This is a genomic window from Streptococcus downei MFe28 (assembly GCF_900459175.1).
GTDB lineage: Bacteria > Bacillota > Bacilli > Lactobacillales > Streptococcaceae > Streptococcus > Streptococcus downei.
On sequence record NZ_UHFA01000002.1, the window covers coordinates 61,933 to 77,213 of the forward strand.

General features: G+C 44.0%; 15 protein-coding genes and 1 pseudogene. 11 read left to right on the forward strand and 5 right to left on the reverse strand.

What is annotated here, in order from left to right; genetic code table 11:
• The gene (locus DYE66_RS00320; protein WP_002998782.1) at positions 1 to 726 is read right to left on the reverse strand and encodes an ABC transporter ATP-binding protein; all 726 of its coding nucleotides are present in this window, start codon (positions 724 to 726) and stop codon (positions 1 to 3) included.
• Between the two features lie 100 nt (positions 727 to 826).
• On the opposite strand from DYE66_RS00320, the gene DYE66_RS00325 reads away from it, so the two are divergent.
• Both DYE66_RS00325 and DYE66_RS00330 read left to right on the forward strand, forming a co-directional pair.
• Entirely contained in the window at positions 827 to 1,246 is a 420-nt protein-coding gene (locus tag DYE66_RS00325) for an HIT family protein (RefSeq protein WP_002998589.1), read from the forward strand.
• A complete protein-coding gene (locus tag DYE66_RS00330; RefSeq protein ID WP_002998904.1) occupies positions 1,243 to 1,533 on the forward strand; it encodes a hypothetical protein in 291 nt (96 codons plus the stop codon). The genes DYE66_RS00325 and DYE66_RS00330 overlap by 4 nt, the downstream gene beginning before the upstream one ends.
• Positions 1,534 to 1,854: 321 nt before the next feature.
• On the opposite strand, the gene lytR is transcribed toward DYE66_RS00330, so the two are convergent.
• The 4 genes from lytR to DYE66_RS00350 all read right to left on the reverse strand — a co-directional run bounded on the left by lytR (position 1,855) and on the right by DYE66_RS00350 (position 5,684).
• Positions 1,855 to 3,090: a glycopolymer--peptidoglycan transferase LytR gene (lytR, locus tag DYE66_RS00335; RefSeq protein ID WP_002998665.1), complete on the reverse strand. Its 1,236-nt coding sequence runs from the start codon at positions 3,088 to 3,090 to the stop codon at positions 1,855 to 1,857.
• An 8-nt stretch (positions 3,091 to 3,098) separates the two neighbouring features.
• Positions 3,099 to 3,611, reverse strand: coding sequence for a GNAT family N-acetyltransferase (locus DYE66_RS00340; protein ID WP_002998735.1), 513 nt, complete (start codon positions 3,609 to 3,611; stop codon positions 3,099 to 3,101).
• Positions 3,604 to 4,044 (reverse strand): tRNA (adenosine(37)-N6)-threonylcarbamoyltransferase complex ATPase subunit type 1 TsaE, encoded by a 441-nt coding sequence (gene tsaE, locus DYE66_RS00345; protein ID WP_002998751.1) that lies wholly within the window; start codon positions 4,042 to 4,044, stop codon positions 3,604 to 3,606. Before tsaE ends, DYE66_RS00340 begins: the two co-directional genes overlap by 8 nt.
• Positions 4,045 to 4,265: 221 nt before the next feature.
• The gene (locus DYE66_RS00350; RefSeq protein WP_002998611.1) at positions 4,266 to 5,684 is read right to left on the reverse strand and encodes an NCS2 family permease; all 1,419 of its coding nucleotides are present in this window, start codon (positions 5,682 to 5,684) and stop codon (positions 4,266 to 4,268) included.
• 224 nt (positions 5,685 to 5,908) lie between these two features.
• Here DYE66_RS00350 and DYE66_RS00355 point away from each other — a divergent pair, with 224 nt between their 5' ends.
• The 9 genes and pseudogenes from DYE66_RS00355 (at position 5,909) to DYE66_RS00395 (ending at position 14,975) form a co-directional block, all read left to right on the forward strand.
• Positions 5,909 to 6,721, forward strand: coding sequence for a Cof-type HAD-IIB family hydrolase (locus DYE66_RS00355; RefSeq protein ID WP_002998761.1), 813 nt, complete (start codon positions 5,909 to 5,911; stop codon positions 6,719 to 6,721).
• 696 nt (positions 6,722 to 7,417) lie between these two features.
• On the forward strand, positions 7,418 to 8,428 hold the full coding sequence (locus tag DYE66_RS00360) for a PTS sugar transporter subunit IIB (RefSeq protein WP_002998793.1): 1,011 nt from the start codon (positions 7,418 to 7,420) through the stop codon (positions 8,426 to 8,428).
• Between the two features lie 17 nt (positions 8,429 to 8,445).
• Positions 8,446 to 9,252 (forward strand): PTS mannose/fructose/sorbose transporter subunit IIC, encoded by an 807-nt coding sequence (locus DYE66_RS00365; protein ID WP_002998593.1) that lies wholly within the window; start codon positions 8,446 to 8,448, stop codon positions 9,250 to 9,252.
• 15 nt (positions 9,253 to 9,267) lie between these two features.
• Positions 9,268 to 10,188: a PTS system mannose/fructose/sorbose family transporter subunit IID gene (locus tag DYE66_RS00370; protein ID WP_002998720.1), complete on the forward strand. Its 921-nt coding sequence runs from the start codon at positions 9,268 to 9,270 to the stop codon at positions 10,186 to 10,188.
• A 13-nt stretch (positions 10,189 to 10,201) separates the two neighbouring features.
• Positions 10,202 to 10,588, forward strand: a complete 387-nt coding sequence (locus DYE66_RS00375; protein WP_002998590.1) for a DUF956 family protein — start codon at positions 10,202 to 10,204, stop codon at positions 10,586 to 10,588.
• Between the two features lie 333 nt (positions 10,589 to 10,921).
• Positions 10,922 to 11,914 carry a PTS sugar transporter subunit IIB gene (locus tag DYE66_RS00380; protein WP_002998592.1) on the forward strand — a complete coding sequence of 331 codons (993 nt, stop codon included), beginning with the start codon at positions 10,922 to 10,924 and terminating at the stop codon, positions 11,912 to 11,914.
• A 32-nt stretch (positions 11,915 to 11,946) separates the two neighbouring features.
• Entirely contained in the window at positions 11,947 to 12,762 is an 816-nt protein-coding gene (locus DYE66_RS00385) for a PTS mannose/fructose/sorbose transporter subunit IIC (protein ID WP_002998939.1), read from the forward strand.
• A gap of 14 nt (positions 12,763 to 12,776) precedes the next feature.
• A complete protein-coding gene (locus DYE66_RS00390) occupies positions 12,777 to 13,703 on the forward strand; it encodes a PTS system mannose/fructose/sorbose family transporter subunit IID (protein WP_002998671.1) in 927 nt (308 codons plus the stop codon).
• Positions 13,704 to 13,961: 258 nt separating this feature from the next.
• Positions 13,962 to 14,975, forward strand: a pseudogene (locus DYE66_RS00395) (IS630 family transposase).
• Positions 14,976 to 15,281: the final 306 nt, after the last annotated feature.

The window sequence follows — 15,281 nt, forward strand, 5'->3', positions numbered from 1 at the left end:
TCAGCCCTCTTTTGTCAGATCCATGTAGATGTCATTAAGGTCGGCATCTGCCTGACCAAAACTAGCCCGCAGGTCTGCCAAGGTTCCCTGAGCTCTGATTTGTCCCTTATGGAGAATAACGAAGCTATCACACATCTTTTGAGCTGAATCCAAGACATGGGTGGACATAAGGATAGAGGTCCCCTTAGCCTTTTCTTCCTCTAAAAGAGCGGTCAAATCATTGATGGCAAGTGGATCCAGACCCAAGAAGGGTTCATCCACAATCAAGAGACGGGGCTCCACAATGAAGGCACAAATAATCATGACCTTCTGCTTCATCCCCTTAGAAAAATTGACAGGGAACCAGTCCAATTTATCCTCCAGACGAAAAAGCTTAAGCAATTTTTGAGAACGCTCCAAGGCCACATCCAAGGCAATATCATAGGCCATGGCTACTGTTTCTAGGTGCTCTTTCAGAGTCAATTCCTCGTAGAGGCTAGGCGTCTCTGGGATAAAACCAATTTTTTTCCGATAGGCTTCCTTATCCTGGGCTAAGCTGAGACCATCAATACTAATGCTCCCTTGATAGGGAGTCAGAAGTCCAATAATCTCCTTAATGGTTGTTGATTTTCCTGCCCCATTGAGGCCAATCAGACCCACCAATTGACCATCAGGAACCGCAAAGGAAATCTCTTTTAAGACAGGGATATTACGGTATCCCCCTGTCATCTTGTCAATTTTCAACATAACTTTCTCTTCTAAAATTTGATATAATCATTATATCAAAAACTTGATAAGCTTTGGGGTTTGCCCCCTTTGAAAGCCAACAGGAAAAGTGAGGAAAGCTATGTCTGATTGTATTTTTTGTAAAATTATTGCTGGAGAAATCCCTTCATCTAAAATCTACGAAGACGAGAAGGTTTTAGCCTTCTTAGATATTTCGCAAACCACCAAGGGACACACCCTGGTCATTCCCAAGGAGCACGTTCGCAATATGCTGGAGATGTCTGACCAGACTGCAGCTGATGTCTTCGCTCGCCTACCTAAGTTAGCACGAGCAATCAAGACCGCAACTGGAGCCAAGGGCCTTAATATTCTCAATAATAATGAGGAAGTTGCTGGCCAGACGGTCTTCCATGCCCACATTCACATCATTCCTCGCTACAGCGATCAGGATGAAGTTGGCATTACCTTTACCGAACATGAACCCGACTTTGAAGCTCTGGGACAATTGGCCCAAGCCATCGCTAGTGAGGTGAAAGCATGAAAATCCGCAACTTAGCCTTGCTTGGCTTGCTAGCCTATGGCGCCTATAAGGCTTACGACAATCGCGAAAAAATAAGGGCAGGACTGGCAAAAAGCTTGGAGGCCTTTGACAGGGCTCAGATGGACTGGGAAATCATTCAGGACCAGTTACAAATTATCAGCCAAGAGGCCGACATCATCAAGGACTACAAAGAAGACCTGACCTATAAGTTCAAAGTCTTCAACCAAGAAGCCCAATCCCGCCTCAACCAAATCAACCAAAGACTAGAAAAATGGCAGGGAGACTAGGGAAATCTGCCTAGCCAAAAAGGCTCTCAATTCTGGGAGCCTTTTAATTGAACACGGGCCTCTTTCTTAGGAAAAAAGATAAACCTCCTTGTGCGATTCTCGCACATCGTCAGTTTCCTATTTTTCTACAGAAAGATCGCTAAAGCGATACGGCCCTTTGTATCTTGTTATATTAGGGACTATTTTGCTAGCTGGGATTGAATATGAGCTCCCGTGTATTTGGGATTTTCCCTAGACTTTGACCTAGGCATACGTCCGCCAACATAGAAAAAGGCAACTCAAGCTCTTCTTGAGTTGCCTTTTTTCTTTATGTCCGAGGTATCAGTAGCCAGTCGCTCCGCCACCGCTTTCAGCGCCACTATTATAGCCACCGCCACTACCAGCATCGCTGGATGGGGCTGGGGCATAGCCTCCGGTATTTCCACCACTACTATAGCCATTGGTTGCTCCGCCTGTGTCACCACCTGCTGGGCCTGAGTTGTAGCTATCGTAACCATTGCCATATGAAGATGAACCAGAACTATCAGAGCTGTACGAAGACTCCAAACTACCTTCGCCGTAAAAGTCTTCATATAAGATAGCGTTGGTCTTAAGATCCTTCTTGCTATTCTCTTTGAGTCCCAATTGTTTCTTGATACGATTTTGAATTTTCAAGAGACCGTCTGCATCAGCCAGCTGGTAGGAACCGCCATTGATATTGGCATCTGTTCCTTTAAGTTGGTAGGTTTTAACATTGCTGATGGCATCCTGATAACCTAGCAGGTTAGGTAGATTATTGGTTGAGAGATCAATATCGGTCTGCATGTTCTTGCTGACCGCCTTGAGGATTTTCTGGTAGTTGCTGACACTGCTTCCCATATCCAAGAGCTTAGCCACAACCTTTTGAATAACTTCCCGTTGCCGTTTCTGACGGCCATAGTCCCCTTCAGGGTCATCATAGCGCATCCGAGCATAGACCAGAGCCTGATTCCCATTGATATGATGGGTCCCTGGTTCCACCTTAGCTGTGTATTCAGGCTCATTTTCTTCAATAGAAATTGGGAAATCAAAATTATTGGTGACCTTGATACCACCGACAGCATCAACCAAGTCAACCAGCCCCTGCATATTGACCTGCATATAGTAGTCAATGTCAATATCCAAGAGCTTTCCGATGATCGACAGGGCTTCCTTAGTACCACCATTGGCATAGGCGGCATTTAATTTAGCCTGATCCTCATCACCTGACTTGTCCGCCAAATTAACCAAAACGTCACGCTCTAAACTGGTCATGGTCGTTTCCTTGGTCTTAGGGTTGACGGTGACCAAAATCATGGTATCACTGTTTCCCTCCCAGGTTTCTTTCCGTTGAGAATCACCTGTATCGACCCCCATCAAAAGAATAGAGAAGGGTTTGGTCTGCTCAATTGCGCTACTGTTCTTCCCGTACTGCTTAAAAGTTTTTCCTAACTGACTGTTAGAGAAATTAAGGACATTCCTTGTATAGATAAAAAAGGCAATCACTGTTGTCGCAAGGATGGTCAGCACCATCAAAAAAATTTTCTTCCCGATTTTCATACTATTCCTTACTTTATTGCTCTACTCATGTAATAAATATCAAGTTCTTGGCCAGTCTTGCTTTTGACAGCAGCCCTTTTGAGACTATCAATGGCAAAACCAAATTTCTCATAAATATGAACGGCTCTTTGATTGCGAACCTGGACACTTAAGCTTAAGCCTGCTAGACTCCCAACCTGCTCTGTCCAATCAATGGCTAGCGCCATCAGGGTCTGACCCAGACCAGCCCCTTGATAGGATTGACCAACGGCTAGAAAAAGATCCCCCCAATAGCCTCCCGTTTTTTCATAGGAAACCAGATTCAAGGTGGCAATAACTTTCTGTCCTAACTTAGCCAGCAGACAGATATCTCTGGAACTGGCTAGTTGCCTCGTCAAAAATTCTACCATTTCTGCTTGGGTCAAGAGGCGACTGGTCTGCGTGATGAAATCACTCTCAGTCATGACTTGAGCCAGAAAGTCCACCAAAGATCCGGCATCACTGGCCTGAGCCTCTGCGAAAAGTACTTCTGCTTCAGCCATTGATGGCCTCCAAAAGCTCCTGGGACCTAGCCCCCTTGGCTTCTAAGGAAACCTGGCGACCATCGTCAATTCTGGCAATCTTTATGGTCAAATAGTCATCGGGCAGGTTCTCGCCTAGGAGCTCCCCCCATTCAATAACGGTAACACCGTCCCCAAAGAGAAAATCATCCAAATCAATGGAGTCAGGATCATCACCAATCCGATAAACATCCAGATGGTAGAGAGAGAGGTCACCTTGGTATTCACGCACAATGGTGTAGGTTGGACTCTTAATCATCTGACCAATGCCAAGTGCCTTAGCAATTCCCTTGGTTAGGGTTGTCTTACCAGCCCCCAAATCGCCCGTCAAAATAAGGACATCCTTCGCCTGCAGAGCCTGTCCTATCTTGGCCCCAATGGCCATCAGTTCATCCTCGTTGTGACTATAAAACATGTGTTTATTATATCAAAAAAGAAAATCTCTTCCAATCATTTTCCAAAATTACTAGGAGAGGTGGCCGAAAAATAGGACTGGCACAGAGACGCCAGCCCTATTTAATACTCAATGAAAATCGAAATTAGCCGAGGCAACGAACCGAAGACAGTACTGGGGTGCGGCAAGGTGAGTTAACGATGGAAAATTTTGATTTTCGAAGAGTATAAGGTCTTAATTTCTTATAAAATCGCTAAACTAATGAAATCAAGAATGAAGAGAAGGTCTAAAATCCAAAGGATAAGGTGGACATCCTTGGCTTGACCCTTGATAACCTTGACGAGGGTATAGGTGATAAAGCCAGCTGCGATACCATAAGTAATGCTGTAGGCAAAGCCCATAAAGACTGAGGTGAAGAAGGCCGGTACTGCTTCAGAAAGGTCTTCCCAGTTAACATTCTTGAGGTTAGACAGCATCATAATCCCCACGATAATCAGAACTGGAGCCGTTGCTTGAGTTGGTACAATTGAAACCAGGGGACTGAAGACGCTAGAGATGGCAAAGAGCACGGCGACGACCAAGGCTGTCATCCCGGTCCGACCACCAGCTCCGATACCAGCAGCCGATTCAACATAGGTGGTTACGTTTGAAGTACCGGCGATGGCACCAACAGAAGTTCCGATCAGGTCAGAATAGAGGGCCTTGTCCAGACCAGCGGATTCGTGAGTTTCACCAGTTGTGGCAATGATCCCCACCTTCTCACCCGTACCAATCAGGGTTCCGATAGTATCGAAGATATCGGTCAAGGAGAAGGCCAAAATGGTCATCAGAACACCAGGAATCTTGGCAGGTTCAGAAAAGAGAGAGCCCAAACCTTGGCTACCAAGTGCCGCCCCAAAGAGGGTCTTGAAATCATGGAAGGAGGCCCCCAGATTAGTGGTTTCCCAGCTGATTGAACCAAGGTTAACCACGCCCATGAAAATCCCCACAATCGTGGTCAGAGCGATAGAAATGATAACGCCACCCTTCATGCCCTTGACAATGAAGATAATGGTAATGGCCAAACCAATCAGAGCCAGGATAACGGCAGGATTATCAAAGTGAACTAGGCTAGGAGTCGCAGCTGAATTGGCCGTAATAGAAGCCTTAGCTCCCTTGAGGCTACCTGTTGCTGTGTACTTGCCTGGGTCAATGGCAAACTGGATAAAACCGGCATTCTTAATGCCGACATAGGCCAAGAAGACACCGATACCAGCTGAAATAGCTGATTTGAGAGAGGCTGGAATAGACTCAATAATCATCTTACGAACCTTGGTCAGGGTGATGATTAAAGAGATGACCCCACACAGAAAGACCATGGCTAGACCCTGTTGCCAGCTATAACCTAGCGAAAATACAACCGTATAGGTAAAGAAGGCATTGAGCCCCATCCCTGGCGCTTGAGCGTATGGCAGGTTGGCATAGAGAGCCATCATGAGGGTCCCAGCAATAGCTCCAATAATGGTCGCCAAGAAGACACCCTGAGCAGGCATGCCCGTCTGGCTGAGAATAGCCGGATTGACAAAGAGAATATAAGACATGGCAAAGAAGGTAGTCAAACCAGCCATGATTTCGGTACGGACATCAGTTCCGTGTTCCTTTAATTTGAAAAGCTTTTCCATTGAGAATCAGTTTCCTCCAAAAGATAGTGATTTTGCAATAGCAGTTGAGACTTTTGCTTAATTGTTCGATTTTATTGAACAATAATCTTATTATACCTTATAAATGTTCGGATAACAATGCTTTTGTTCCGATAAAGTTTTATACTAAATAATTTTCAAACGCCAAGTCCCCCATTCAACCACCACTTCCCTACCCTAGCTTTATTTCTGTTATAATAGGAGGCATGACCAAAAAGATTATTGCTTTAGATTTAGATGGAACACTTCTACGTAGTGATAATTCCATTTCAGACTATACCGTAAAAACCCTCAGGAAAGTCGCTGAACAGGGACACCAAATTGTCATCGTAACTGGACGGCCCTATCGTATGTCCCTAGCAGCTTACAAGCGCCTGGGCTTAGGTGGGCCGATGATTAATTTCAATGGGGCCCTGACCCATATTCCTGAAAGCAAGTGGGCTGGTGAGCTTAGCATGAAGATTGACAAAGACTTTCTCTTTGATGTTTTGGACCACTACCAGGCCTTTGAAACAGACTTTCTGGCTAGCGAATATCGCAAAAACTTCTATATTACCATGGACAATCGCCAGCTGATTCCGCCAGAAATTTTTGGGGTCCCAAAAATCATTGATAAAATGGAACTGAAACCAGAAAAAATCACGCGCGACCCCAATGCCCTACTCATGCAGACCCATGCGGCTGACAAGTACCTCCTAGCCGATGAAATCCGCCAACACTTCGACAACCAACTGGAAGTGGACTCCTGGGGTGGCCCCCTCAATATCTTGGAATTTTCACCCAAAGAGGTCAATAAGGCCTTTGCTCTCAAACACCTGCTGGAGCGCCTGCGCAAGTCCCCTCAGGACCTGATTGCCTTTGGCGATGAACATAATGATACTGAGATGCTGGCCTATGCGGGACAAGGCGTCGCCATGAAAAATGCCAGCGATACCCTTCTTCCCTATGCCGATGCTATGACGAAATTCACTAATGAAGAAGATGGCGTTGCCAAGCAGTTGGCCCAACTGCTTCTTTAAGGCAGGCTCAACAAACAAAATTAGGCTTACATGAATAAGGTTGGGACAAAATGTCTCAGCCTCATTTATTTATGCAGTATCAAACGCTTGGTGTAGTAGATGATTTGTGAAGATTGGCTTTATGCTTCAGCATTTAGCCAATCACATGCCAACGAAGCGGCGGTAAGTTCCTTATCCCTTGCTAGTCAGGGATAGGTCCAAGGGTCTGGGAGACCCTTGGAGAAAACCAAAATCAACTGTGCGGAGGTGGGACAACGAAATCATCTTGACGAAATACTGATTTCTGTCCCACTCTCTTTTTATCCAATCCTTCCAGTTTTCTAGGATGGGGAGGTGACAAATTTTTCGCTAGCCAAGAAAAGATGTGGCCATCACCTGAGGGCTAGGCCAGACCGGAGCGGACTTCTCCTAGTCCATTTTCAATTACAATTTCTCTCTTATCTTAGAGTTCTGAAAAAGTTCTATCATCCCATAAAAAGCTAGGCCTAGGGCAGGACATCGGAAAAAGCTTGCCTGTTCTTATTAGGGGAGAAGATTAGTTCTAACCCGATAAATTTCTGAACCTTGAAAATTTTTGAAAATGTATAGATTTTTCCGAAAATTAAGTTTATAATAGAGGTGTCCTTGAACCCCCGATTTTAATGGCTTGTAAGGCCTTTCGGGGGAAAACTAATATCAAAAGGAGGAAAATCAAGAATGGGTATCGGTATTATTATTGCCAGCCACGGAAAGTTTGCTGAAGGTATCCACCAATCTGGCTCAATGATTTTCGGAGAGCAAGAAAAGGTCCAAGTCGTCACTTTCATGCCAGATGAAGGTCCCGATGACCTTTATGGACATTTTCAAGATGCCGTCGCAAATTTCGATGCTGACGATGAAATCCTTGTCCTTGCTGACCTCTGGTCAGGATCTCCCTTCAACCAAGCAAGTCGCTTGATGGAAGAAAATCCTAATCGCAAGATGGTTATCATGACAGGTCTCAACTTGCCAATGCTAATTCAGGCCTACACTGAACGCATGATGGCGGCGGATGCTGGTATTGAGGCTGTTGTTGCCAACATCTACAAGGAGACAAAAGAAGGGGTTAAGATTCTTCCTCAAGAGCTGACCCCTGAGCAGGAAACGGCTAGCCCAGCACCTGCAGAAACACCAGTTCCGAAAGGTAGCATTCCAGAAGGAACGGTCTTGGGAGATGGCAAGATTGACTATGTTTTAGCCCGCGTAGACACTCGTCTGCTTCACGGCCAGGTTGCGACAGGTTGGACCCACTCAACCAATCCTAATCGAATCATTGTTGTCTCTGACACCGTCTGCCACGATAAGTTGCGGACCAATATGATTAAACAGGCTGCACCAAATGGGGTTATGGTCAATGTTATTCCTATCAAGAATATGGTCAAAGCTAACAATGACCCTCGCTTTGGGGATACACGGGCCATGTTGCTCTTTGAATCTGTTGAAGATGCCCTAGCTGCTATCAAGGCTGGCGTTGAGGTCAAAGAAATCAACCTTGGTTCTTCAGCCTACAAAGAAGGCAAGGTCAACGTTACTAAGGCTCTATCATTTGACCAAACTGATGTTGATGCCATCAAGGAATTGCAAAAATTGGGTGTCAAATTCGACGTTCGTGGTGTTCCAAGTGATAGCCCTGCCAATATTGATAACCTCATTCAGTCGGCTGAAAAGAAATTGGCCGAAAAAAATTAATCTCGGAGGATATATAAATGAGTATCATACAAATCATTTTAGTCGTGCTGGTTGCCTTTATCATCGGATGTAGCTCTGTTAACGACCAAATCGAAACCTACCAACCCGTCGTGGCTTGTTCCCTGATTGGATTGGTCATGGGGAATCTGGAGCTCGGTGTTATGCTAGGTGGTAGCCTGCAGTTGATTACCATGGGTTGGGCCAATGTTGGTGCAGCCATGGCACCGGATGCTTCTCTAGCTGCCGTTGCTTCTACCATCATCTTGCTTCTTGGTGGACAAGGTGAAAAGGGAATCGGGACTGCCATCGGCTTGGCTGTTCCCCTGGCTGTAGCTGGTCTAGCTTTGACCATGTTCGTCCGGACAATTGCTTCCTTCATCGCCCACATCATGGACAGCTTGGCAGAATCTGCTAATATTGCTGGTATCCAAAGATGGCACTTCATTGGTATGGCCTTGCAAGGTCTGCGGGTGGCTATCCCAGCCCTCTTGCTTTTGCTCCTGCCAGTCCACATGGTTCGTGGTGGACTCGAATCCATTCCTAGCTGGTTGTCAGACGGAATGACCCTCGGTGGTGGTATGGTTGTAGCCGTTGGTTATGCCATGGTTATCAACATGATGTCTAGCCGTGAAGTTTGGCCTTTCTTCTTCCTCGGTTTTGCCTTGGCTGCTATTGATAAACTGACCTTAATCAGTTTGGGTATCATCGGTGCCTGCCTGGCCCTTCTCTTCCTAGCTCTTGAAGCTAGCGGTTCAAATGGAAGAGGCTCAAACGATGGTGGGGGCTCTGGTGATCCACTAGGCGAAATTTTGGAAGACTTTTAATGAGGAGGAACCATAATGGCTGATAAGAAAATTACTCTAACAAAAGCAGATCGCTTTAAAACATTCATCCGCTCCTACTTCCTTTTGAGTTCTTTCAACTACGAACGGATGCAAAATGGTGGGGTGGCCTACACCTTTATCCCTGCCATCAAAAAACTTTACAGCTCTAAGGAAGACCGAGCTGCTGCTCTCAAACGTCACTTAGAATTCTTCAATACCCATCCCTTCATGGCTAACCCAATTTTCGGGGTTACCCTGGCCCTGGAAGAAGACCGGGCTAACGGGGCCAAGGTAGACGATGCCGCTATTAGCGGGGTTAAGGTTGGTATGATGGGACCTCTGGCTGGTGCTGGTGACCCGCTCTTTTGGTTTACCCTTCGTCCAATCCTCCTCTCCTTGGGGGCTAGTTTGGCTGTTTCTGGTAACATCCTTGGACCAATTCTTTTCTATGTACTTTGGAATGTCATGGCCTTTGTTGTTAAATGGTATAGTCAAGAATTTGGTTACCGAGCAGGGACTGCCATTACCGATGACGTCTCAGGTAATCTGCTCCAACAAGTAACCCGTGGAGCTTCTATGATGGGGATGTTTGTTATCGGATCCCTTATCGAACGCTGGGTAACCATCACCTTTACCCCAGTAGTTTCGACGGTTAAGCAACAATCCGATGCCTACATCCACTGGAATAAAATTCCATCTGGTGTTAAAGGAATTAAGGAAGTCCTGACCCAATACAATCTTGGTAAGGGTAAGTCTCTAGATGTTAATAAGGTAACAACCCTGCAAGACAACCTGGATCAATTGATTCCTGGTCTGGCAGCCCTTGGTTTGACCTTCTTATGTATGTACCTGCTTAAGAAGAGGGTTTCTCCAATCATCATTATCTTGGGAATCTTTGTTGTAGCAATCGTTGCCCATGTCGTTGGCTTGATCTAATTGGAGATAAGTCATGGTTCAATCGCTCAATTCAAAGATGGATATGACCTCTAAGGGAACCTGGTTTCGTGAGGGTCCCATCTATGGCAATATCATGGTCGGCGATAAGGCCTTCGAATTCTACAATGATACCAAGTTGCAGGATTATATCCAGATTCCTTGGACTGAAATCAACTACGTCATTGTTGATATTTACTTTGGTGGCCGCTACATTCCTCGCTTTGAAATCCGCACCAAGCATAATGGTAACCTGCGTTTTTCTAGTCGGAAGAGTCGCGAAACCATCAAGGCTATCCAAAAGCGAATGCCACGCGAAAGTCTGAGGAAGGCCAGAAGTGTCGGAGCTATCTTAAAACAACGCTCCAAAGATCTGCTCCGCCTGATTGCTAGAAAAAAATAAATTACCAAAGAGTGTCGATAAGTTTAGACTTGTCCCACTCTTTTTTTGTTGCCCACTAGTTATCAGTCTTTAAGTCCAGTAATATTGATTTCAAATCAGTATAGGTATCATCCGAGCAAGGGCGAAATCAAGGCCGAATTTGAAAGAAGGTTCGACAGAATTTGATGTTTTTTGAAAATGTTTGCAGTTTTTCGGAAAATAGAGCTTGACTTTTCTCTGAAAGCGTTTTACAATAAAGGTGTTCTTGACTGCCCCTAATTCTGTGAAGAAAAGTCTGAGGGAGAGATTTATGTAGAATTAGAGGCAACTAATAATAAAGGAGGAAAATCAAGAATGGGTATCGGTATTATTATTGCCAGCCACGGTAAATTTGCTGAAGGTATCCACCAATCTGGCTCCATGATTTTTGGTGAGCAAGAAAAGGTTCAAGTTGTAACCTTTATGCCAAATGAAGGACCTGATGATTTGTATGGACACTTCAACGATGCTATCGCACAATTTGAGGCTGACGATGAAATCCTAGTCCTAGCTGACCTTTGGTCAGGTTCACCATTTAACCAAGCTAGCCGAGTTATGGGTGAATTGAGTGATCGCAAGATGGCTATCATCACAGGACTAAACTTGCCAATGCTGATCCAAGCCTACACAGAACGCATGATGGCGGCTGATGCAGGTGTGGATCAAGTAGCGGCAAACATCATCAAGGAAGCAAAAGGTGGAATCAAACCGCTTCCTGAAGAGCTTGACCCCGTTGAGGAAGCCCCAGCAGCTACTGCTGCTCCTGCTGCCCCTCAAGGTGCTATTCCAGAAGGAACTGTCATTGGAGATGGTAAGCTTAAAATTAATTTAGCCCGTGTAGATACACGTCTCCTACACGGTCAAGTGGCAACTAATTGGACACCAGCTTCTAAGGCTAACCGAATTATTGTTGCTTCTGATGCCGTTTCAAAAGATGAAATGCGTAAGGAATTAATTAAGCAGGCTGCCCCTAACGGAATTAGAGCGAATGTTATTCCAATCAAGAAATTGATTGAAGCGGCTAAGGACCCTCGCTTCGGGGATACGCATGCGCTTATTTTGTTTGAAACACCTCAAGATGCTCTTCGTGCAATTGAAGGAGGAGTCCCAATCAAGGAACTTAATATCGGTTCCATGGCTCACTCAACGGGCAAAACGATGGTTAATAACGTTTTGTCAATGGATAAGAATGACGTAGCAACCTTCGAAACGTTGCGTGATCTTGGTATAAAATTCGATGTTCGTAAAGTATCTGGAGACACTCCAAAAGATCTTTTTGACTTAATTAAAAAGGCAAATGTTCAGTAAGTTCAATATAAATAGTGAAAGGAACTAGAATAATGTCAGTTATTTCTATTATTTTGATCCTCCTCATCTCATTCCTTGCGGGTCTTGATGGTATCTTGGATCAATTTCAATTCCACCAACCACTAGTAGCCTGTACCTTAATTGGTTTAGCTGCTGGTCAACCTGCTGCAGGTATCATGCTTGGTGGAACTTTACAATTTCTTGCTCTTGGTTGGGCAAATATTGGTGCGGCAGTTGCACCAGATGTTGCCCTTGCTTCAACTGCCGCTGCAGTAGTTATGATTAAAGGTGGAGATTTCTCACAAAAAGGAATCACCATTGCCTATGGTGTTGCGGTACCACTTGCTATTGCCGGTCTTGCATTAACAATGGTAGTACGTGCAGTTTCAATCGGTATTGTCCATGGGGCTGATGCGGCTGCAAAGAGTGGTAACATCAGGGCAGTTGAGCGTTCACATTATTTTGCTCTTCTTCTTCAAGGTCTTCGTATCGTTCTTCCTGTTGCTTTATTGCTTGCACTTCCTGCTGATCATGTTAAATCAATACTGGAAGCTATTCCTAGTTGGCTATCTGATGGTATGACTATCGGAGGTGGTATGGTTGTTGCTGTCGGTTATGCAATGATTCTTAATATGATGGCAACGAGAGAAGTTTGGCCATTCTTTATTATCGGTTTTGTTCTTGCTGCCATTCCTGACACACAAATTACTCTTTTTGGACTAGGCATGGTTGGTGTAGCGCTTGCTATGATTTATATTGCCATTACTAATCAAGCTGGCAGTAGCAATGGTGGAGACGCTAATACTGGGTCAGATGATCCAATCGGCGATATCCTAGAAGATTACTAGAAGGGAGCATTATAATGTCAGAAAGAATTCAATTATCAAAATCTGATCGCCGTAAAGTTTGGTGGCGTTCAACCTTCTTGCAAGGGTCTTGGAACTATGAGCGGATGCAGAACCTAGGTTGGGCATATGCCTTGATTCCATCAATCAAAAAACTTTATAAAACGAAAGAAGACCGCGCCGCTGCACTTGAGCGTCACTTGGAGTTTTTTAATACTCACCCCTATATTGCTGCTCCTATTTTAGGAGTAACGCTTGCCCTTGAAGAAGAAAAATCAAATGGTACAGAAGTAGATGATGCTACTATTCAAGGGATTAAGATTGGTATGATGGGCCCCTTGGCTGGTATTGGTGACCCAGTTTTCTGGTTCGTTCTTCGCCCAACACTTGGAGCACTTGGTGCTTCTCTTGCTATTTCAGGAAATATTCTAGGACCAATTATTTTCTTCCTTGCTTGGAATATCATCCGTATGGCTTTCCTTTGGTACACTCAAGAATTTGGCTATAAAGCAGGTACAGAAATTACCAAGGATCTTTCAGGTGGTATCCTTAAAAATATCACCAAAGGTGCTTCTATCCTAGGGATGTTTGTCATCGGTGCACTTGTTCAGCGCTGGGTAACAATTAACTTTGCACTAAAACTTCCAGCTACTAAATTAACAAATGACAATGGCGCTACTTATATAGAATTTCCTAAAAACAGCGAAGTTATTCATAGTGGCCAACTCCAAAAGATTCTTCAAGGTGTCAAAGATAATTTGAGTCTTACTAATGTTAAGGTAGAAACTTTACAGGACCAATTGGATAAATTACTTCCAGGTTTGATGGCCCTTCTACTCACGCTTCTTTGTATGTGGTTACTCAAGAAGAAAGTTTCACCAATTGTAATGATTCTCGGACTGTTCGTCGTAGGTATCGTTGCTCATGTTATCGGATTGATGTAAGTTTACCAATTGTTCTAAATCCTTTAATTAACAAGATAAACTTCCCCAAATAATGGATTCAGCCAAGATCCACCATTTTGGGGTTTTAATATTTCAAAACAGATGATTTTGTCATATATAAAAGGCCACTTTCATTTTTAACATTAAGTGACCTTTTTATAGTATTCTTCATTTTAATGCGTCATTATATTTACCATCTTATACTTAACAAGAAATAAAAACTGAATTATAATAGTAGTTATGAAATTTACCCAAAAAATGTTATCCGAACTCAAACAAGCTCAAAAAGATAGCTTTCTATCACGTTTCCATCGCCGTATCCAAGCCGTCTATTTTCGTGCTCAAAAGAAGACTTACAAAGAAATCAAAGAGCTTCTTGATTTACCTCACGATACTGTTTGGCGCCTTGTCAAAATGTATGAGAAAGAAGGCTTATCAGCCCTAATTACTGAAATAGAGGCGGTCGCAGACGCTCTTACATGACGATTGAGGAGGAAGAAGCTTTCCTCAAAAAACACCTCGACAGTGCTGTTCAAGGCGAACATGTAACGGTTCAAAAACTGTTTGAGGCCTACCAAGCTGAAGTTGGCCACCCAACAACGCGTGAAGACTTCTATGCCTTATTAAAGAGGCATGGCTGGCGTAAAGCAACTCCTCGTCCCGAACATCCTAAGAAGGCAGACGCCCAAACTATTGAAGCGTCTAAAAATAAAATCTCTATTCAGGAAGACTAGAAAGCGCTTTAAACACAGTCGTCGGTATCGAAAAGTCCGTCTGATGTATCAAGATGAGGCGGGATTTGGCCGTATCAGTAAACTAGGGGCATGTTGGGCCCCTAAAGGTTATCGGCCTCACGTTGCTAGCCACTATATCCGAGAGTACCGTTATTGTTATGGAGCGGTTGATGCTCATACTGGTGAGTCTTTCTTTATTATTGCAGGTGGCTGTAATACTGAATGGATGAATGAATTTCTAAAACAGCTGAGTTGTGCTCACCCAGATGGGTACATTCTTTTAGTCATGGACAATGCCATTTGGCATAAGTCTAAAACTTTAGAAGTTCCTAATAATATTGGTTTTGCCTTTATACCGCCCTATACCCCTGAAATGAATCCGATTGAACAAGTTTGGGCTGAGATAAGAAAGCGTGGCTTTAAGAATCGTGCGTTTAAAACATTAGAGGCAGTGATTGACCAACTGCAAGAAGTAATTCAGGGATTAGACCGTTTCACTCTGAAAAGCATCGTTCGGAGAGATTGGATAACTTTCTGATTTTGATTTTTAAATAGTATTATAGAAAAGCTTAACTCAGTCTATCATCTAAGAATTCATTTCTTGATTGAGAGGGCCGATGAGGCATATTACTAAACTTTCCTTTGATAGTGAAAGTTAAGAGGTCATTCCTTTGTTCCGTTAATTCTTTTTATCTTTTCCTCTTAGCTTTTACTTTTTTCTCTTTTTATACTAAATTAATTTCAAAATTTACTTTTCTTTCTTAATTGATGTCAGGCGAAAGCACCCTGACCTTTTCTGTTTTTAACACTTCCTGCATCTGTCACAGTGGATAATTGAGGAGGC